Raw genomic sequence first — 19,470 nt, forward strand, 5'->3', positions numbered from 1 at the left:
CGGCCCGCACGGGTCCCGTCACGCCGGCTCTGACGCATGACAGGCAGGACGTGCGCCCCGGCGGTCGACGGCGCGGCGCACGACGGCCGCGCGCACGCGCGGCACGGACGAAGGGTGTGGTCACGTGGTGGCACCGAAGGAGGCGCTCCGCGTCGGCCTGCTCGGGTGCGGGGTCGTCGGATCGCAGGTCGCACGCCTGCTCGTCGAGCAGGCGGGGGACCTCGCGGCGCGCGTGGGCGCCCCGCTCGAGCTCGTCGGCGTCGCGGTGCGTGACACGACGAAGCCGCGTGACGGCGTCGCCCCGGAGCTCCTGACGGACGACGCGCACGGCCTGGTCGCGCGGTGCGACATCGTCGTCGAGGTGCTCGGCGGCATCGAGCCCGCGCGCTCCCTCATCCTCGAGGCGTTCGCCGCCGGCGCGAGCGTCGTGACCGCGAACAAGGCGCTCCTCGCCCAGGACGGCCCCACCCTGTACTCGGCTGCCGACGCCGCGGGCGTCGACCTGTACTTCGAGGCTGCGGTGGCCGGGGCGATCCCGCTCGTGCGGCCCCTGCGCGAGTCGCTCGCAGGCGACCGCGTCACGCGGGTCCTCGGCATCGTCAACGGCACGACGAACTACATCCTCGACGAGATGACCACGAAGGGCCTCGCGTTCGACGAGGTGCTGCGCGCGGCGCAGGAGCTCGGCTACGCCGAGGCCGACCCGACGGCGGACGTTGAAGGGCACGATGCCGCGTCGAAGGCTGCGATCCTCGCGTCGCTCGCGTTCCACACGCGCGTCTCGCTCGACGACGTCGCGTGCGAGGGCATCACGAAGATCTCCGCCGACGACGTCGCGTGGGCGACGGAGACCGGTCACGTCATCAAGCTGCTCGCGATCGCCGAGATGACCGAGGCAGGCGTGTCCGCCCGCGTGCACCCTGCGCTGCTGCCCGCACGCCACCCGCTCGCGGGTGTCCGCGGTGCGTTCAACGCGGTGTTCGTCGAGGCGGCGGCAGCCGGGCCGCTCATGTTCTACGGCCAGGGCGCGGGCGGCGCCCCGACCGCGTCGGCCGTCATCGGCGACGTCGTCTCGGTCGCCCGCCACCGCGTGCTCGGCGGCAAGGGCCCCGACGAGTCGAGCTACGCGTCCCACCCGCTCGCCCCTGCGGACGCCGCGGTGACGAGCTACCAGTTCCGCCTGCGCGTCGAGGACCAGCCCGGCGTGCTCGCACGTGTCGCGCAGGTCGTCGCGGAGCACGGCGTGTCGATCGAGGCGATGCGCCAGCAGGGCACGCCTGCTGGCGGCGTCGCGAACCTCGTGCTGACGACGCACCGCGCTCCCGAGGCCGCGCTCGCCGCGACGGTCGCGGCGGTCGCCGAGCTCGACGTCGTCCAGGAAGTCACCTCCGTTCTGAGAGTCGAGGGAGCCTGATGGCCCACCAGTGGCAGGGAATCATCCGCGAGTACGCCGACCGGCTGCCCGCGCACGTGCAGTCGTCGATCGTCACGCTCGGTGAGGGCGGCACGCCGCTCGTCCCGGCACCGGCGCTGTCGCGCCGCACGGGCGCGGACGTGTACGTGAAGTTCGAGGGCATGAACCCGACGGGCTCGTTCAAGGACCGTGGCATGACGACGGCGATCTCGGCTGCCGCCGGCCGTGGTGCGAAGGCGGTCGTGTGCGCCTCGACGGGTAACACGTCGGCGTCGGCCGCGGCCTATGCGACCGCTGCGGGCATGACCTGCGCGGTGCTCGTCCCGGACGGCAAGATCGCGATGGGCAAGCTGAGCCAGGCGGTCGCGCACGGCGCCCGCCTCCTGCAGGTCGACGGGAACTTCGACGACTGCCTCGTCGCGGCGCGCAAGCTCGCCGAGGTGTACCCGGTCGAGCTCGTGAACTCCGTGAACCCCGACCGCATCGAGGGGCAGAAGACCGGCGCGTTCGAGATCGTCGACGCGCTCGGCGACGCCCCTGACATCCACGCGCTGCCCGTCGGCAACGCCGGCAACATCACGGCGTACTGGAAGGGCTTCGTCGAGTACGAGCAGGACGGCCCCGCGACGCGCCGCCCCCAGATGTGGGGCTTCCAGGCCGCAGGTGCTGCGCCCATCGTGGCCGGCCACCCGATCACCGAGCCGGAGACGATCGCGACCGCGATCCGGATCGGCAACCCCGCGTCGTGGCAGCAGGCCGAGGAGGCCCGTGACACGTCCGGCGGCGTGATCGAGGCGGTGACCGACGAGGAGATCCTCGCGGCGCACCGCATCCTGTCGTCCGAGGTCGGCATCTTCGTGGAGCCCGCGTCCGCCGCGGGCGTCGCGGGCGTCCTCAAGCGTGCCGAGGTGGGTCTCGTCCCCGCCGGGGCGCGCATCACGATCACGGTCACGGGCCACGGCCTGAAGGACCCGCAGTGGGCCTTGCGCACCGCGGACGGTTCCGAGATCGAGCCGCAGAAGATCTCCGCCGACGTCGTGTCGATCGCGGCCGCGCTCGGTCTCGACTGAGCCATGCGTCTGGGAGCTGACCACGTCCGGGTGACCGTGCCCGCGACGAGCGCGAACCTGGGGCCCGGTTTCGACGCGCTCGGGCTCGCGCTCGGGCGGCACGACACCGTCGAGGTCCGTGCTATCGGTGCCGCCGAGACGGTCGTCGAGGTGATCGGCGAGGGTGCGGGCGAGGTCCCGCTCGGCGAGGACCACCTCGTCGTGCGCGCGCTGCGCGCGGCGATCGACCTGGTCGGCGCGCCGCAGACCGGCCTGCACATGGTCTGCCGCAACGAGATCCCGCACGGCCGGGGCATGGGCTCGTCCGCCGCGGCCGTCGTCGCGGGCATCGTCGCAGCGCGTGCCCTCATCGCGGACCCCGAGGCGCTCGACGACGACGCGGCGCTCGCGCTCGCGACCGAGTTCGAGGGGCACCCGGACAATGCAGCGCCTGCTCTCGTGGGCGGCGCGACGATCGCGTGGTCGGGCAGCGAGGGCCCGCGCTCGGCGCGGCTCGAGGTGCACGCCGACGTCGAGCCGTGGGTCTTCGTCCCGACGGTCCGCCTCGCGACGAAGAAGGCGCGCGGTGTGCTGCCCGCGCAGGTCCCGCACGCGGACGCGGCGTTCAACGCGGGCCGCGCGGCCCTGCTGGTCGAGGCGCTCACCCGCCGCCCGGACCTGCTCTTCGAGGCGACCGAGGACAGGCTGCACCAGGACTACCGCGCCGAGGTCATGGCGAGCTCGACCGAGCTCGTGCGCGGTCTGCGGGGTCTCGGCCTGCCGGCCGTCGTCTCGGGCGCGGGCCCGACGGTGCTCGTGCTCGGCCGGGCGAGCGAGGGCGACCGCGTCGCGCAGGCGGTTGCCGAGCTGCTCGGCGACGATGGCCCGTTCGACGTGCTGACGCCGGGGCTCGACCTCGTCGGTGCGCGCGGCGAACGCCTCTGAGACACCGGTCGCGGACTGTGTCGGGGACCTCGGGTGCGATGCTACGATTGCCGTGGTTCCCCGCAGCAGAGCGAATCCGCTCTCGCGACGCCGTGAGCATCCCGCGCGTCAGAGCTCGACTCGACACGTCCGCGGTCGGGGGAGTCAATCCAGGTCACGTGAGTCAGCCCGCGCACACCGTCGTCGGTGTCGCTCGGCGGCACGCGCGATCGTCGGGAGCCCACCGCGAGAACGCTCGCGGGTCCGGGCCCCGGCTCCACCCGCGGTCGGCCCACGAGCCGTCTCGCACAACCCCCAGGGGAAGGGTCCTTCGTGACTAACACCATCGATGCCCCCACCGGCGCTATCTCCGCGATGCGCCTCCCCGAGCTGCAGGCCGTCGCCGCGCAGCTCGGCGTGAAGGGCACGTCCAAGATGCGCAAGAGCGATCTGGTGGACGCCATCAACTCCGCGCGTTCCGGCTCGGGCGCACCTCGCGGCGCGGGCAACGCCCGCAAGAGCACCTCTGCGGACAAGCCCGCGCAGGCCCCCGCGGCGGAGCAGCCGCGCGATGCCGCCCGCGGCACCGACGACCAGCCTCGCAGCGAGGACCGCCGTGGCGGCGCCAGCTCGGAGGACGCGGCAGTGGCCCGCGAGGAGGCCGCCCGCAAGCGTGCCGAGGCACGTCTCGCCGCCAAGGAGCGCCGTCGTGCCGAGCAGGGCGACCAGCGCGGCCAGGCCGAGCAGGGCTCGGGCCAGGGCGAGGTCAAGGGCCGCGACGCCGTCGCAGCCGACCTCGCCTCGATCGAGCGTGGGCTCGAGCGCGGGCAGCGCTCCCGCCGCGCGGGTCGTGACGCCGGTGCCCCCCAGCAGGACGGCGAGCGCACCGACAAGGTCGGCGGCGACGAGCGCCGTCGCGAGCGCAACGACCGCCAGGACCGGCAGGAGCGCCAGGACCGCCCGCAGCGTGCCCAGGGCGAGCCGCGCCGCCAGCAGCAGGAGAGCCAGGACGACGACGAGCGCGGCGGTCGTCGTCGCCGCGGGCGCGACCGCTACCGCGACCGGGACCGCAAGCGCGGCCGCACGCCGCGTGGCGCCGCTGACATGGGCGCCGAGGACTTCGAGGTCCACGAGGACGACGTCCTGCTCCCCGTCGCGGGCATCCTCGACATCCGCGACAGCTACGCGTCGATCCGCACGACCGGCTACCTGCCGGGTGCGAGCGACGTCTACGTGTCCCTCGCGCAGGTCAAGAAGAACGGCCTTCGCCGCGGTGACGCGATCACAGGTGCTGTCCGCCAGCCTCGCGAGGGCGAGCAGCCGCAGGTGCACACGGCCCGCAGCAAGGTGAACCCGCTCGTCCGCCTCGACACGGTCAACGGCATGTCGCCCGCCGAGGCCATGGACCGCCCGGACTTCGCGAAGCTCACGCCCCTGTACCCGCAGGAGCGCCTGCGCCTCGAGAACGTCGGCGCGACCAAGCTCACGCCGCGTGTCATCGACATCGTCGCCCCGATCGGCAAGGGCCAGCGCGGCCTCATCGTCGCGCCCCCCAAGGCGGGCAAGACGATCATCATGCAGCAGATCGCGAACTCCATCACGGCGAACAACCCTGAGGTGCACCTCATGGTCGTGCTCGTCGACGAGCGGCCTGAAGAGGTCACCGACATGGAGCGGACGGTCCAGGGCGAGGTCATCGCCTCGACGTTCGACCGGCCGGCGTCCGACCACACGATCGTCGCGGAGCTCGCGATCGAGCGCGCGAAGCGTCTCGTCGAGCTCGGCCAGGACGTCGTCGTGCTGCTCGACTCGCTCACGCGTCTGTCGCGCGCGTACAACCTCGCGGCGCCCGCGTCGGGCCGCATCCTCTCCGGTGGTGTGGACGCCTCGGCGCTCTACCCGCCCAAGCGGTTCTTCGGCGCGGCGCGCAACATCGAGAACGGCGGCTCGCTCACCATCCTCGCGTCGGCGCTCGTCGAGACCGGCTCGAAGATGGACGAGGTGATCTTCGAGGAGTTCAAGGGCACGGGCAACATGGAGCTGCGCCTGTCCCGCTCGCTCGCCGACAAGCGGATCTTCCCGGCGGTCGACGTCAACGCGTCGGGCACACGTCGCGAGGAGATCCTCATGGGCTCCGACGAGCTCAAGATCACCTGGAAGTTGCGTCGTGTGCTCGCCGCGCTCGACCAGCAGCAGGCGATCGAGCTGCTCCTCGGCAAGTTCAAGGAGACCAAGTCGAACGTCGAGTTCCTCCTGCAGGTGCAGAAGACGACGCCGACCGGTCCGCACGACGACGACGCCGGCAAGACGGTCTGACCGTCACCTCCCGGCATGACGAAGCCCCCGCGACCTCGTGGTCGCGGGGGCTTCGTCGAGTGTGCGCCGCGCGCTGATCAGCGCGGCAGGCCCAGGTAGCCGTGGAGCGTCGTCGCGACCTCGTCCCACGTCCAGTCGCGCGCGACGCGCTCGCGCCCTGCGGCGCCCATGCGTCGTGCCTTCTCGGGATCCTTGAGGAGCTCGACGAGCCGCGCCGCGATGTCGGCGGGATCGCGCGGGTCGACGACGTAGCCGGTCACGCCTTCCTCGATCGCGTCAGGAGCGCCGCCGGAGCGGCCCACGATGACGGGGAGCGCGGTGGCTGCGCCCTCGAAGAACGCGAGCGGCAGGCCCTCGGGCTCGAGACCCATGAGGCGGGTGCGCGACGGCATGGCGAACACGTCGCCGGCGTCGACGTACGGCGGGACGTCGGTCCAGGGCAGCGGACCGGTGAAGACGACCGAGTCTGCGACGTCGTGCTTGACGACGAGCCTGTCGAGGCGCTTGCGGGCGGACCCGTCGCCGACGATGAGGAGGATCGCGCCGGGCACCTCCGCGCGCACGCGCGGCCAGGAGGTGATGAGCATGTCCTGGCCCTTGCGCGCGACCACGCGCGCCGCGCAGACGACGACGGGCGCGTCGGCCGCGATCCCGAGCCGGTCGCGCACGGCGTCGCCGCCGTTGTCGGGCTTGAAGCGCGTGACGTCTGCGCCGGGGTGCAGGCGGCGCATGCGCTCGCGCGCGGCCGGTGTCATGGGCCGGGCGATGATGTCACGGCACCAGTCGTTGATGAACGTGACGTGGTCGGTCGCCTCGCCCGCGGTGCGGATGACGCGGCGGACCCCGGGGACGCGCGCCCACCAGGTCTCGGCGGAGTGCGTGATGCCGACGATCTTCTGGGCGCCTGCGGCGCGCAGCGCCGGGGCGAGGAGAGCGAGCGGCGCGGAGGCGCCGAAGACGACGCGGTCGCAGTCGTAGCGCCGGAACGTCTCGAGCACCTCGCGACGAACACGTCGGGTCGGCAGGAGCGTCGTGCGGCGGTCGCGCACGACGGGGTAGGGGAGCGTCGCGTCGAGCTCGCTGGCGCCGGGCATCGCGGCGGTGTGCACGACGACCTCGTCGGCCGGGAAGCGCGCCGCGACGGCGCTCACGAAGGCCTCGATCCCTCCCTGTCGTGGCGGGAAGTCGTTCGTGACGATCAAGGTGCGGGGCACCGTTCCTCCTGTGGATCGGCCAGCCGGGTCGCAGGCGTGCCCATCGTAGCGGCGCGCCCTCGCGGGGCCGTGCGTCACCGTGAGGAGCGCCACGTCCTCGCCCTGGTCACACGGTCTTGACGGGCGTGGCAGAATAGATCGCTGGTATCCGGTTCACGGCCGCGGAACGTGGGCGACCCGGGTCCGTTCCCCTCAAGGAGAATCATGAAGAAGGACATCCACCCCGAGTACGTCGAGACGACGGTCACGTGCACCTGTGGCAACTCGTTCACGACCCGGTCCACGCAGACCTCTGGTGAGATCCGCGCGGACGTGTGCAGCGCCTGCCACCCGTTCTACACGGGCAAGCAGAAGATCCTCGACACCGGCGGCCGCGTCGCCCGCTTCGAGGCTCGCTACGGCAAGAAGGCTGCCAACTAGCGACTTTCCAGCGCCGGCGGAACCGTGCCGACAACCTCTCCAGGGGCAGTCGGGGAAGCGGTCCCGCCGGCGCTGTCGTGTCTCCGGCGTGCTGCGGTGCGCCGGTCCCTGAGCAGACCCGGCCCCAGCGCACCGAAGGAACCCGATGAGCAAGCCCGACGACGTCTCCGAGAGCTTTGCCGCGGTCGAGCCGCTGCTCGCCGAGCATGCGCAGATCGAGCGACAGCTCGCGGAACCGGGGATCCACGCGGACGCGGGCAAGGCCCGCACGCTCGGCCGTCGCTATGCCGAGCTCGGCCAGGTCGTCGGCGCCTACCGCACGTGGCGCACGGCAGCCGACGACGTCGAGGCGGCCCGCGAGATGGCGTCCGAGGACGCGTCGTTCGCCGCCGAGGTCCCGGCGCTCGAGGAGGCGGAGTCTGCCGCCCGTGAGAAGCTGCGCCGCGTCCTCGTGCCGCGCGACCCGGACGACGGCCGCGACGTCATCCTCGAGATCAAGGCAGGGGAGGGCGGTGAGGAGTCCGCGCTCTTCGCGGGTGACCTCTTGCGCATGTACCTGCGGTTCGCGGAGCGCCAGGGCTGGAAGACGGAGATCATCGAGGCCACGGCCTCGGACCTCGGCGGGTACAAGGACGTGCAGGTCGCCGTGAAGGCGAAGGGTGCGGTCGCGCCCGAGGACGGCGTGTGGGCGCAGCTCAAGTACGAGGGCGGCGTGCACCGCGTCCAGCGCGTCCCGGTGACGGAGTCGCAGGGACGCATCCACACCTCGGCGGCAGGTGTGCTCGTGTTCCCCGAGGTCGAGGACGCGGGCGAGATCGTCATCGACCCGAACGACCTGCGGATCGACGTCTACCGCTCGTCCGGGCCGGGCGGGCAGTCCGTCAACACGACCGACTCGGCCGTGCGCATCACGCACGTCCCGACGGGGATCGTCGTGTCGATGCAGAACGAGAAGTCGCAGCTGCAGAACCGCGAGCAGGCCATGCGTGTCCTGCGCGCCCGGCTCCTCGCCGCGCAGCAGGAGGAGGCCGCCGCGGCGGCCAACGACATCCGGCGGTCGCAGGTCCGTACGGTCGACCGTTCCGAGCGCATCCGCACCTACAACTTCCCGGAGAACCGGATCGCGGACCACCGCACCGGGTACAAGGCGTACAACCTCGACGCGGTGCTCGACGGCGACCTGGGTCCTGTCGTGCGCTCGGCGATCGAGGCGGACGAGGCTGCCCGTCTCGCCGCGGCCGGCAGCTGATGGGCGAGGGCGTCGCGACGCGCGATCTCCTCGGCCGGACCGCCGCGACCCTCGCGGGCGCGGGAGTGCCCTCCCCGCACGCGGACGCCGAGCTGCTGCTCGCGCACGCGTGGGGCGTCGACCGTGGAGAGGTCGCGACCGCAGCCGTGCTCGGCCGTGAGGTCCCGGCCGACGTCGTCGCGTCGCTCGCGGACGCCATCGCACGGCGCGCGCGTCGCGAGCCGCTCCAGCACATCGTGGGGAGCGCGCCGTTCCGCCACCTCGAGCTCGCCGTCGGCCCGGGCGTGTTCGTGCCCCGCCCCGAGACCGAGGAGGTCGCGCAGGTCGCGATCGACGAGGCCCGCCGTGTCGCTGCAGCCGGCGCGCAGCCGGTCGTGGTCGACCTGTGCACCGGCTCGGGCGCGATCGCGCTCGCCCTGGCGACCGAGGTCCCCGAGTCGCGTGTGCACGCCGTCGAGCTCGACGCGGACGCGTACGCGTGGGCCGAGCGCAACGTCCGCGCCGTCGGCGCGGCTGCGGGGCGTTCCGACCTGGTGACTCTCGTACGGGGCGACGCGCGCACCGCCGTGCGGGACCTCGACGGGACCTGCGACGTCGTCGTCTCCAACCCGCCGTACGTCCCGCCTGGCGCGGTGCCCGTCGATCCCGAGGTCGCCGACCACGACCCGCAGGTCGCGCTGTACGGCCTCGGCCCCGACGGGCTCGAGGTCCCGCGCGGCATCGCCGCGGCAGCCGCGCGTCTCCTGCGTGCGGGCGGCCTGTTCGTCATGGAGCACGCCGAGGTGCAGGCCGACGCCGCGCGCGCACTCCTCGAGGCGACCGGGAGCTTCACCGCCGTCGAGACCCGGGCCGACCTGACCGGGCGACCACGCATGGTGGTCGGCCGCCGTGCAGCGCGCGACGTGGCAGGATCGACGTCGTGAACGCGATCCTGAAGGTCGACGATCCGCAGTCCTGGGGACCGTCGCTCGACGAGGCCGTCGCGGCGCTGCAGCGCGGCGCCGTCGTCGTCCTGCCCACCGACACCGTCTACGGCATCGGCGCCGACGCATTCGACGCCGACGCGGTCGCCGCGCTCCTCGCGGCCAAGGGCCGCGGCCGACAGATGCCGCCGCCCGTCCTCGTCCCGGACGTCCGCACGCTGGACGGCCTCGCGACCGACGTGACCGACGACGTCCGCGCGCTCGTCGAGCGCTTCTGGCCCGGCGGCCTCACCGTGATCCTCACGGCGCAGCCGATGCTCGCGTGGGACCTCGGGGAGACCCACGGGACGGTCGCGCTGCGCATGCCCGACCACCCGGCCGCGCTCGCGCTCCTGCGCCGGACGGGGCCGCTCGCCGTGTCGAGCGCGAACCGCACCGGACAGCCTGCGGCGATGAGCGCCCAGGAGGCGCACGACCAGCTCGGCACCTCCGTCCAGGTCTACCTCGACGGAGGAGAGGCCCCCGGTGGTGTCGCGTCGACGATCGTCGACGCGACCGGTCCGCGGATGCGCGTGGTGCGCGCGGGCGCGATCACGGTCGACGACCTGCGTTCCGTCGTCCCGGGCGTCCTCGACGTCGGCGAGGACGATGCCGCGTCCGCCCCTGACGGCGCGGCGGGAAGCGCGTGAGGGTCTACCTCCTCGTCGCGCTCGTCGCGGCGTGCGTCACCCTGCTCACCACGCCGCTCGCGCGGTGGGTCGCGATGCGCACGGGCGCGATGACGGCGGTGCGTGCGCGTGACGTGCACCAGGTCCCGACGCCGCGGCTCGGCGGCATCGCGATGCTCCTCGGGCTGTGGGCCGCGTTCGTGCTCGCGTCGCGGATGCCCTTCCTCGCTGGCGTGTTCACCGCGTCGAACGAGGCGTGGGCGATCCTCCTCGGCGCGACGATGGTCTGCCTGCTCGGTGTCGCGGACGACATCTGGGACCTCGACTGGATGACGAAGCTCGCGGGCCAGGTGCTGGCCGCGGGTGTCATGGCGTGGCAGGGCGTCCAGCTCATCACCGTGCCGATCGCGGGCGTGACGATCGGCTCGAGCCGTCTCTCGCTCTTCGCGACCGTGCTCGTCGTCGTGGTCGCGATGAACGCCGTGAACTTCGTCGACGGTCTCGACGGTCTCGCTGCCGGTCTCATCGCGATCGGCGGGACGGCGTTCTTCGGGTACACGTACCTGCTGACCCAGGACACGAACCCGACCGACTACTCCGACCTCGCGAGCCTCGCGACGGTCGCGCTCGTCGGCGCTTGCCTGGGGTTCCTGCCGCACAACTTCCATCCGTCGCGCATCTTCATGGGCGACTCGGGCTCGATGCTCATCGGACTCGTCATCGCGGCTGCCGCGATCGTCGTGACGGGCCGGATCGACCCGGCACGGCTGTCCGAGGGGCAGGCGGTCCCGGCGTTCCTGCCGATCCTGCTCCCGCTCGCGGTGCTCGTCCTCCCGCTGCTCGACATGATCCTCGCGGTCGTGCGACGCGTCAGCCAGGGCAAGTCGCCGTTCCACCCTGACCGGATGCACCTGCACCACCGCCTGCTCGCGCTCGGGCACACGCACCGGCGCGCGGTCGTGCTCATGTACCTGTGGACCGCGGTGTTCGCGTTCGGAGCCGCGTCCCTCATCACGTTCACCGTCGCGCAGGCTGCCGTCGGGCTCGGCGTAGGGGCGCTCGTCGCGCTCGCGCTGACCCTCGGGCCCTTGCGCCCGCAGCGCTCCCGGCCGGGAGCGTCCACCACCGCCGTTGAGGAGAAGCATGTCGTCTGAGCCCGCCCCGTCCTCCGCCGTGCGCACCGCGTTCGGTGCCGTGCTGCGTGACGTCGTCGTCCTCGTGGGAGTCCTCACCGTGCTCGGCGGCCTCGTCGGGTTCCTCGTCCGCGGCACCGAGGGCCTGTGGGGCGCGCTCATCGGCGCGGCCATCGCGGCACTGTTCACGCTCACGACCGCGGTGATCATGTACGCGACGGCCGACAAGCCGATCCACGTGACGACGGCGTCGGCAGCGGGTGCGTGGCTCGGGAAGATGGTCGTGCTCGTGGTGGTGCTCGCTGTGCTCAGGGACCAGGACTTCTACGACAAGGTCGTGCTGTTCGTCGTCCTGACGCTCGCGATCCTCGGGTCGCTCGTGGTCGAGATGCGTGGCCTCGCGGCGGCGCGCGTGCCCCACGTCGAGCCGGGTGCGGGGGCGCGCGCGGACGACTGACGGTCAGGGCTGCAGGGCCACGACCGGCCCCCAGTTGCCGTAGGACCTACGTCCTGAAACCGGTGTGCACCGATGTGCTCGCGAAAATGTCGCCCACGTCACACCGTGCGCCCCTCATGCGGTCCTGCGGGACGACCCCATGGGTTAGTCTTGGACCCGATTCCGACAATGTAGTCCGACGGACGTGCGACGAGCCGGGACCGGCTCGTTCAACTGTGCGTCGACGCGAAAGCTTGGGAGCTCATCCTGTCCGCCCTGAACCACCTCGGTGCCACTGTGCTCGCCGCTGGCGACGGGGGCTTCCACGTCCCCACGCTGGCCGACTTCTTCCCGGAAGCGATCCTGTTCGAGGGCACGATCTTCGAGTTCAACCGGATCACGATGGTCCGCGTCATCGCGACGCTCGTCCTCGTGACGATCTTCGCGATCGGTGCTCGCCGGGCGCGGCTCGTCCCCGGACGCTTCCAGGGCGGCCTCGAGATGATCCTGGACTTCGTCCGCGTCTCCATCGCTGAGGACATCATCGGGAAGAAGAACGCGCGCAAGCACGTCTCCCTCCTGACCATCATCTTCCTCGCGGTCTTCGCGATGAACATCACCGGCATCGTCCCCGGCCTCAACATCGCCGGCTCGTCGCTCATCGGCTTCCCGCTCGTGCTCGCGCTCGTCTCGTACGTCGCGTTCATCGCTGCCGGCGTGCGCAAGCAGGGCGGGCTGCACTACCTGAAGAGCTCGCTCTTCCCGTCGGGCGTGCCGTGGCCGATCTACTTCATCCTGACGCCGATCGAGATCATCTCGACGTTCATCCTGCGGCCGGCGACGCTCGCGGTCCGTCTCCTCGTGAACATGGTCGCCGGGCACCTGCTCCTCGTCCTGTGCTTCGCTGCCACGCACTTCCTCTTCCTCGAGGCGGCCGGCGCGATCAAGGCGGTCGGCGCGGTCACTCTCGCTGCCGGGCTCGCCTTCACGGGCTTCGAGCTCTTCATCGCTGCGCTGCAGGCGTACATCTTCACGCTGCTCACGGCGGTGTACATCAATCTGTCCGAGGAAGCCCACTGAGGGATCCCTCGTTCCGACGGGCCGCGGACCGGCTCGTCGTCAACACCATGGGTGGGGGTTCTCCCGCCCACGATGGAAGGAAGCAATTCGGTGGAAATCTCGAACCTCGCTGAGCTCACGGGCAACATCGCCACGATCGGCTACGGCCTCGCGGCGCTCGGCCCGGGCATCGGCCTCGGCATCATGGTCGCCAAGACGCAGGAGGCCACGGCTCGCCAGCCTGAGGTCGCCGGCGCGCTGCGCACCAACATGTTCATCGGTCTGGCCACGATCGAGGCGCTCGGCCTCATCGGCTTCGCCGCTGGCTTCGTCTTCTGATCGTGCTCACCGCAACGATCCTGGCAGCCGAGGAGGCGGAGCACTCGATCCTGCTCCCCGCCACCTACGACATCATCTGGTCGGCCGTCTGCTTCGTCATCATCGCCTTCGTCCTCGGCAAGCTCGTCCTTCCGGTGTTCAACCGGATCCTCGACGAGCGCACCGAGAAGATCGAGGCGGGCCTCGCCTTCGCCGACACGGCGAAGGAGCAGGCCGAGGCCTCGGCCGCCGAGCAGGAGCGACTGCTCCTCGAGGCGCGCACCGAGGCTGCTCGGGTGCGTGACGACGCCCGCAGCGAGGCGAACCAGATCGTCGTCGAGGCTCGTGCCAAGGCCTCGCAGGAGGCTGAGCGTCTTCTCGAGAACGCCAAGCGGCAGATCGAGGCCGAGCGGCAGGCGGCCTCCGTCTCGCTCCGTGCCGACGTCGGTGCGCTCGCGACCGAGCTCGCCTCGAAGATCGTCGGCGAGTCGCTCGACGACGTGGCGCGCCAGTCGCGTGTCGTCGACCGCTTCCTCGACGAGCTCGAGTCGTCTGCTCTGTCCGGAACCGTCAAGGAGAAGTGATGCGGGGTACCAGCCAGCGATCGCTGTCGACCGTGTGGTCGGGCTTCGAGCCCGTCCTCCAGGCGGCCGGCGACGATGCGAGCGTGATCGGGGAGCAGCTGTTCGCCGTCCTCGACGCGCTCGACTCCTCGAAGGCGCTCGTGCGCGCTCTCGCTGACCCGGCACGCTCGGGTGACAGCAAGGCCGCGCTCGTCCGCCAGATCCTCGGCGGCAGTCTCGACCCCCGTGTGGTCGACGTCGTCGCGGGACTCGTCGTGGAGCGCTGGACGGCTGACGCCGACCTCGTGGAGGCCGTCGAGCATCTCGCGGTCGCCTCCCTGCTGGTCTCGGCCCGTTCCCGGGGGCAGCTCCAGGTGGTCGAGGACGAGCTGTTCACGATCATGCGGTCGCTGCTCGGCTCGCGCGAGGCACGCTCGGCGCTCAGCGCACCGGGCGTGACGGTCGAGGACCGCCTGCGGCTCCTCGACAGCGTCCTCGCTGGCCGTGGCGACGAGGTAACCCAGCAGCTCGCTCGTCGAGCCACGAGCCACCCGCGCGGACGTCGCTTCGTCGCGGCGCTCACGTGGTACTCGAGCATCGCTGCAGAGCTCCGCGACCGCCTCGTGGCGCTCGTGACCGCGAGCCAGCCCTTCTCCGAGGAGCAGCTCGACCGGCTCGGCCGCATCCTCGCGCAGGCCTACGGCAAGGAGCTGCAGCTCAACTTCACGGTGGATCCCGCCGTGCTGGGTGGGCTGCGGATCCAGGTCGCGGACGACGTCGTGGACGCGACCGTCCTGAGCAGGATGACCGACGCGCGACGCCGGATGGCGAGCTAGTCAAGGCGCCCCCGGCGCACCGATCGCACCTGCGGCCCTCACGGGTCGCGCACAGATGAACGTGAGACCGCACGGCGGTCATGACAGGAGACAAGCAATGGCTGAGCTGACGATCCGGCCCGAGGAGATCCGGGCTGCGCTGGACAGCTTCGTGAAGTCCTACGAGCCCCAGAAGACCGTGACCGAAGAGGTCGGCCGCGTCACCCTCGCCGGTGACGGTATCGCCCAGGTCGAAGGCCTCCCCGGCGTCATGGCGAACGAGCTCGTGCGATTCGAGGACGGGACGCTGGGCCTCGCGCTCAACCTCGACGTCCGCGAGATCGGTGTCGTCATCCTCGGTGAGTTCACCGGCATCGAGGAGGGCCAGACGGTCCACCGCACCGGCGAGGTCCTCTCGGTCCCCGTGGGCGAGGGCTACCTGGGTCGAGTCGTCGACCCGCTCGGCAACCCGATCGACGGGCTCGGCGACATCGCGACCGAGGGCCGCCGCGCCCTCGAGCTCCAGGCTCCTGGCGTCATGGCCCGCAAGTCGGTCCACGAGCCGCTGCAGACTGGCCTCAAGGCGATCGACGCGATGATCCCGATCGGGCGCGGCCAGCGCCAGCTCATCATCGGCGACCGCCAGACCGGCAAGACGGCGATCGCGATCGACACGATCATCAACCAGAAGGCCAACTGGGACTCGGGCGACCCCGACAAGCAGGTCCGCTGCATCTACGTCGCGATCGGCCAGAAGGGCTCGACCATCGCGTCGGTCCGTGGCGCCCTCGAGGACGCAGGCGCGCTCGAGTACACGACGATCGTCGCGGCCCCGGCGTCCGACCCGGCCGGCTTCAAGTACCTCGCCCCGTACACCGGCTCGGCGATCGGCCAGCACTGGATGTACCAGGGCAAGCACGTCCTCATCGTCTTCGACGACCTGTCCAAGCAGGCCGAGGCATACCGTGCCGTGTCGCTCCTCCTGCGCCGCCCGCCGGGCCGCGAGGCCTACCCCGGCGATGTCTTCTACCTGCACTCCCGTCTGCTCGAGCGCTGTGCCAAGCTCTCGGACGAGCTCGGTGCCGGGTCGATGACGGGTCTGCCGGTCATCGAGACGAAGGCCAACGACGTCTCGGCGTACATCCCGACCAACGTCATCTCGATCACCGACGGTCAGATCTTCCTGCAGTCCGACCTCTTCAACGCGGACCAGCGCCCGGCTGTCGACGTCGGCATCTCGGTCTCGCGAGTCGGTGGCTCTGCGCAGATCAAGGCCATGAAGAAGGTCTCGGGAACGCTCAAGCTCGACCTCGCGCAGTTCCGCTCGCTCGAGGCCTTCGCGATGTTCGCGTCCGACCTCGACGCGGCGTCCAAGGCGCAGCTCACCCGGGGCGCCCGCCTCATGGAGCTGCTCAAGCAGGGGCAGTACTCGCCGTACCCGGTCGAGGACCAGGTCGCGTCGATCTGGGCCGGCACGAAGGGCAAGCTCGACGACGTCCCGCTTGAGGACGTCCGCCGCTTCGAGGCGGAGCTGCTCGACCACCTGCGCCGCAACACCGACGTCCTGACGACCATCGCGACCACGGGCAAGCTCGAGTCGGACACCGAGGACGCCCTCTCCGCGGGCGTCGACGCGTTCCGTGAGGGCTTCCTCAAGGCCGACGGCACGCCGCTCCTCGGCCAGGCCGAGGACGAGGACCAGGCGGCGCCGGTCGAGCAGGAGCAGATCGTCCGCCAGAAGAAGGCCTGAGCAGATGGCGGGTCAGCAGCGCGTCTACCGGCAGCGGATCCGGTCGACCCAGTCGCTGAAGAAGATCTTCCGCGCGATGGAGCTCATCGCGGCATCCCGCATCGGCAAGGCGCGTCAGCGCGTCGCGGCGGCGACTCCGTACTCGGAGGCGCTCACGCGCGCGTTGTCGGCCGCGGCGACGCACGCTCGCGTCGACCACCCGCTCCTGTCGGAGCGGACCGACACGAACCGCGTCGCGGTCCTCCTCGTCACCTCGGACCGCGGCATGGCGGGCGCCTACTCGGCGAGCGTCATCCGTGAGGCCGAGTGGCTCATGGAGCGGCTGAAGGCGGAGGGCAAGGAGATCGACCTCTACGTCTCCGGTCGCCGTGGTCTCCAGTACTTCTCGTTCCGCGGTCACACGCTCGCGGGCGAGTGGTCGGGCGACTCGGACGCCCCGACCGTCGAGGTCGCCAACGACATCGCCGACCGGCTCCTCGCGGCGTTCCGCGCGCCGGCCGACGAGGGCGGTGTCGGCGAGCTGCACGTCGTGTACACGCAGTTCGTCAACATGGTGACGCAGCGTCCGCGTGTCATCCGGCTGCTTCCCCTCGAGGTCGTCGAGGGTGTGGTCGAGGCCGGCGAGCACGACGCGCTCCCGCTCTACGAGTTCGAGCCGTCCGCCGATGCGGTGCTCGACGCGCTGCTCCCGCGGTACGTCCGGCGTCGGATCTTCGCGGCCCTGCTTCAGGCAGGTGCTTCCGAGCTGGCGGCACGTCAGAGCGCGATGCACACCGCGACCGACAACGCCGAGGACCTGATCCGCACCTACACGCGCCTCGCGAACTCGGCCCGTCAGGCGGAGATCACGCAGGAGATCTCCGAGATCGTGTCCGGCGCAGACGCACTGGCGGCCTCGTGATGGCGCCGCTCACCCCCGTAGCAAGCAACGTCCCCGCCGGAGCGACCTCCGGCCTTGTGAAGCGAGGCAAGAAGTCATGACTGCCACCACTGTTGAGAACGGTGCCGCAGGCGCCAAGGCGCCCGGAGTCGGTCGCGTCGCCCGTGTCATCGGCGCGGTCGTGGACATCGAGTTCCCCGCGGACCAGCTCCCCGAGATGTACAACGCGCTCCAGGTCGACATCGACCTGTCCGCGCAGGGTGAGGGCGAGAAGAAGTTCACGCTCAACCTCGAGGTCGCTCAGCACCTCGGCGACTCGATGATCCGCGCGATCGCCCTCAAGCCGACGGACGGTCTGGTCCGCGGCGCTCAGGTCCGCGACACGGGTGCGCCGATCTCGGTCCCCGTCGGCGACGTCACGAAGGGTCACGTCTTCGACGTGACGGGCGAGGTGCTCAACGCCAAGCCGGGTGAGACCATCGAGGTGACCGAGCGCTGGCCGATCCACCGCACCGCTCCGAAGTTCGACCAGCTCGAGTCCAAGACGCAGATGTTCGAGACGGGCATCAAGTCGATCGACCTCCTGACCCCGTACGTCCAGGGTGGGAAGATCGGTCTCTTCGGAGGCGCTGGCGTCGGCAAGACGGTCCTGATCCAGGAGATGATCTACCGCGTCGCGAACAACCACAACGGTGTCTCCGTGTTCGCCGGCGTCGGTGAGCGCACGCGTGAGGGCAACGACCTCATCGAGGAGATGACCGAGTCGGGCGTCATCAAGCAGACCGCGCTCGTCTTCGGTCAGATGGACGAGCCGCCGGGCACGCGTCTGCGCGTCGCCCTCTCGGCCCTCACGATGGCCGAGTACTTCCGCGACGTGCAGAAGCAGGACGTGCTCCTGTTCATCGACAACATCTTCCGCTTCACGCAGGCGGGCTCCGAGGTCTCGACCCTCCTGGGCCGCATGCCCTCGGCGGTCGGCTACCAGCCGAACCTCGCCGACGAGATGGGTCAGCTCCAGGAGCGCATCACGTCGACCCGTGGTCACTCGATCACGTCGCTGCAGGCCATCTACGTGCCTGCTGACGACTACACCGACCCGGCCCCGGCGACGACCTTCGCGCACCTCGACGCGACGACCGAGCTGAGCCGTGAGATCGCCTCGCGCGGTCTCTACCCGGCCATCGACCCGCTCGCGTCGACGTCGCGCATCCTCGACCCGCGCTACGTGGGCCAGGAGCACTACGAGGTCGCGACGCGCGTGAAGTCGATCCTGCAGCGCAACAAGGAGCTCCAGGACATCATCGCCATCCTCGGTGTCGACGAGCTCTCTGAAGAGGACAAGACGGTCGTCGGGCGCGCCCGGCGCATCCAGCAGTTCCTCTCGCAGAACACCTACATGGCCGAGCAGTTCACGAACGTGCCCGGTTCCACAGTCCCGCTCTCGGAGACGATCGAGGCGTTCAAGAAGATCGCCGACGGCGAGTTCGACCACATCTCCGAGCAGGCGTTCTTCAACATCGGTGGCCTCGAGGACCTCGAGCGCAACTGGGCACGGATCCAGAAGGAGTACGGCGTCTGACGCCGTACCCTGACTGACCAGCCGACACATCAGAGTAGGAGTCCCAGTGGCAGAGCTCACCGTCGACATCGTCGCGGCTGACCGACACGTGTGGTCGGGCACGGCGCGCAGCGTCGTCGCGCCGGCGCACGACGGCGAGGTCGGCATCCTTGCCGGTCACACGCCTCTCCTCGCGCTGCTCACGAGCGGCACCGTGCGAGTGACGCCCACGTCCGGGAGCGCGGTCGCCATCGCGGTGACCGGCGGATTCGTCTCGGTCGACTCCGACCAGGTGACGGTCGTCGCGGACTCCGCCGAGCAGCCGGTCTCCGGCTGACGACACGAGGCGATCATCAGGATGGATCTTGTCGGTTGGATCGCTGCGATCCTCGCGGCGCTCGTCCTGGTGGTCGCCTCTGTCGTCGTGTCGCGGCTGCGGTCGCTCGGGCACAGGGTGGGGTCGTTCGAGTGCGCGGTAGTACCCGTCGGCCCCCATCACCCCGCCCCGGTCAAGGGCATCGCGCACTACGCCGTCGGGCGGCTCGACTGGTGGCGGCGGTGGTCGCTGAGCCCGAAGCCTGCGGAGTCGTGGGCTCGGGGGGCTCTCGAGGTCGTGTCGCGTGACCATGTCGAGGGCGACGACGAGCTGTACGTCGTCCGCTGCAGCTATCAGGGCGACGAGCTCGTCCTCATCATGTCCGTCCAGGCCTACGCTGGCCTCACGTCGTGGCTCGAGTCGGCACCGCCGAGCTCGCACGGCGCCGTCGCCTAGGCGACCACG

20 protein-coding genes are annotated in these 19,470 nt (G+C 71.1%); 19 read left to right on the forward strand and 1 reads right to left on the reverse strand.

From position 1 onward, the window contains the following. The first annotated feature begins 124 nt into the window (after nucleotides 1-124). The 4 genes from HF995_RS11070 to rho all read left to right on the forward strand — a co-directional run bounded on the left by HF995_RS11070 (nucleotide 125) and on the right by rho (nucleotide 5,703). Nucleotides 125-1,414 (forward strand): homoserine dehydrogenase, encoded by a 1,290-nt coding sequence (locus tag HF995_RS11070; protein WP_168447849.1) that lies wholly within the window; start codon nucleotides 125-127, stop codon nucleotides 1,412-1,414. Next, nucleotides 1,414-2,484: a threonine synthase gene (thrC, locus tag HF995_RS11075; RefSeq protein WP_168447850.1), complete on the forward strand. Its 1,071-nt coding sequence runs from the start codon at nucleotides 1,414-1,416 to the stop codon at nucleotides 2,482-2,484. Before HF995_RS11070 ends, thrC begins: the two co-directional genes overlap by 1 nt. A gap of 3 nt (nucleotides 2,485-2,487) precedes the next feature. Then, the gene (gene thrB / locus HF995_RS11080) at nucleotides 2,488-3,408 is read left to right on the forward strand and encodes a homoserine kinase (RefSeq protein ID WP_168447851.1); all 921 of its coding nucleotides are present in this window, start codon (nucleotides 2,488-2,490) and stop codon (nucleotides 3,406-3,408) included. Between the two features lie 312 nt (nucleotides 3,409-3,720). Then, complete coding sequence (rho, locus tag HF995_RS11085; protein WP_168447852.1) at nucleotides 3,721-5,703, forward strand: transcription termination factor Rho; 1,983 nt, start codon at nucleotides 3,721-3,723, stop codon at nucleotides 5,701-5,703. A gap of 77 nt (nucleotides 5,704-5,780) precedes the next feature. Here the strand turns inward: rho and HF995_RS11090 are convergent, their stop codons facing one another. Then, nucleotides 5,781-6,917: a glycosyltransferase family 4 protein gene (locus HF995_RS11090; RefSeq protein WP_168447853.1), complete on the reverse strand. Its 1,137-nt coding sequence runs from the start codon at nucleotides 6,915-6,917 to the stop codon at nucleotides 5,781-5,783. A gap of 204 nt (nucleotides 6,918-7,121) precedes the next feature. On the opposite strand from HF995_RS11090, the gene rpmE reads away from it, so the two are divergent. From rpmE to HF995_RS11165, 15 genes are all read left to right on the forward strand, one after another. After that, nucleotides 7,122-7,337 (forward strand): 50S ribosomal protein L31, encoded by a 216-nt coding sequence (gene rpmE / locus HF995_RS11095; RefSeq protein ID WP_168447854.1) that lies wholly within the window; start codon nucleotides 7,122-7,124, stop codon nucleotides 7,335-7,337. A gap of 145 nt (nucleotides 7,338-7,482) precedes the next feature. Beyond that, entirely contained in the window at nucleotides 7,483-8,586 is a 1,104-nt protein-coding gene (prfA, locus tag HF995_RS11100) for a peptide chain release factor 1 (protein ID WP_168447855.1), read from the forward strand. After that, nucleotides 8,586-9,509 (forward strand): peptide chain release factor N(5)-glutamine methyltransferase, encoded by a 924-nt coding sequence (gene prmC / locus HF995_RS11105; protein WP_168447856.1) that lies wholly within the window; start codon nucleotides 8,586-8,588, stop codon nucleotides 9,507-9,509. Before prfA ends, prmC begins: the two co-directional genes overlap by 1 nt. Further along, complete coding sequence (locus tag HF995_RS11110; RefSeq protein WP_434060857.1) at nucleotides 9,506-10,198, forward strand: L-threonylcarbamoyladenylate synthase; 693 nt, start codon at nucleotides 9,506-9,508, stop codon at nucleotides 10,196-10,198. The genes prmC and HF995_RS11110 overlap by 4 nt, the downstream gene beginning before the upstream one ends. Next, nucleotides 10,195-11,331 carry an MraY family glycosyltransferase gene (locus HF995_RS11115; protein WP_168447857.1) on the forward strand — a complete coding sequence of 379 codons (1,137 nt, stop codon included), beginning with the start codon at nucleotides 10,195-10,197 and terminating at the stop codon, nucleotides 11,329-11,331. Before HF995_RS11110 ends, HF995_RS11115 begins: the two co-directional genes overlap by 4 nt. Then, nucleotides 11,321-11,767 carry a Cg1360 family ATP-synthase-associated protein gene (locus HF995_RS11120; protein ID WP_168447858.1) on the forward strand — a complete coding sequence of 149 codons (447 nt, stop codon included), beginning with the start codon at nucleotides 11,321-11,323 and terminating at the stop codon, nucleotides 11,765-11,767. The genes HF995_RS11115 and HF995_RS11120 overlap by 11 nt, the downstream gene beginning before the upstream one ends. Nucleotides 11,768-12,043: 276 nt before the next feature. Then, nucleotides 12,044-12,826: a F0F1 ATP synthase subunit A gene (gene atpB / locus HF995_RS11125; protein ID WP_350308858.1), complete on the forward strand. Its 783-nt coding sequence runs from the start codon at nucleotides 12,044-12,046 to the stop codon at nucleotides 12,824-12,826. A gap of 96 nt (nucleotides 12,827-12,922) precedes the next feature. Further along, entirely contained in the window at nucleotides 12,923-13,144 is a 222-nt protein-coding gene (gene atpE, locus HF995_RS11130; protein ID WP_434060860.1) for an ATP synthase F0 subunit C, read from the forward strand. 2 nt (nucleotides 13,145-13,146) lie between these two features. Then, nucleotides 13,147-13,707, forward strand: a complete 561-nt coding sequence (locus HF995_RS11135; RefSeq protein WP_350308860.1) for a F0F1 ATP synthase subunit B — start codon at nucleotides 13,147-13,149, stop codon at nucleotides 13,705-13,707. Further along, entirely contained in the window at nucleotides 13,707-14,522 is an 816-nt protein-coding gene (locus tag HF995_RS11140) for a F0F1 ATP synthase subunit delta (RefSeq protein ID WP_168447860.1), read from the forward strand. Before HF995_RS11135 ends, HF995_RS11140 begins: the two co-directional genes overlap by 1 nt. 97 nt (nucleotides 14,523-14,619) lie before the next feature. Continuing rightward, nucleotides 14,620-16,251 carry a F0F1 ATP synthase subunit alpha gene (gene atpA, locus HF995_RS11145; protein WP_168447861.1) on the forward strand — a complete coding sequence of 544 codons (1,632 nt, stop codon included), beginning with the start codon at nucleotides 14,620-14,622 and terminating at the stop codon, nucleotides 16,249-16,251. 4 nt (nucleotides 16,252-16,255) lie between these two features. Next, complete coding sequence (locus tag HF995_RS11150; protein WP_168447862.1) at nucleotides 16,256-17,152, forward strand: F0F1 ATP synthase subunit gamma; 897 nt, start codon at nucleotides 16,256-16,258, stop codon at nucleotides 17,150-17,152. Nucleotides 17,153-17,228: 76 nt separating this feature from the next. After that, nucleotides 17,229-18,710: a F0F1 ATP synthase subunit beta gene (atpD, locus tag HF995_RS11155; RefSeq protein ID WP_168447863.1), complete on the forward strand. Its 1,482-nt coding sequence runs from the start codon at nucleotides 17,229-17,231 to the stop codon at nucleotides 18,708-18,710. 46 nt (nucleotides 18,711-18,756) lie between these two features. Continuing rightward, on the forward strand, nucleotides 18,757-19,026 hold the full coding sequence (locus HF995_RS11160) for a F0F1 ATP synthase subunit epsilon (RefSeq protein WP_168447864.1): 270 nt from the start codon (nucleotides 18,757-18,759) through the stop codon (nucleotides 19,024-19,026). A 21-nt stretch (nucleotides 19,027-19,047) separates the two neighbouring features. Next, nucleotides 19,048-19,461: a DUF2550 family protein gene (locus HF995_RS11165; protein ID WP_168447865.1), complete on the forward strand. Its 414-nt coding sequence runs from the start codon at nucleotides 19,048-19,050 to the stop codon at nucleotides 19,459-19,461. Nucleotides 19,462-19,470 lie beyond the last annotated feature (9 nt).

Source organism: Sanguibacter hominis ATCC BAA-789 (assembly GCF_012396185.1).
GTDB lineage: Bacteria > Actinomycetota > Actinomycetes > Actinomycetales > Cellulomonadaceae > Flavimobilis > Flavimobilis hominis.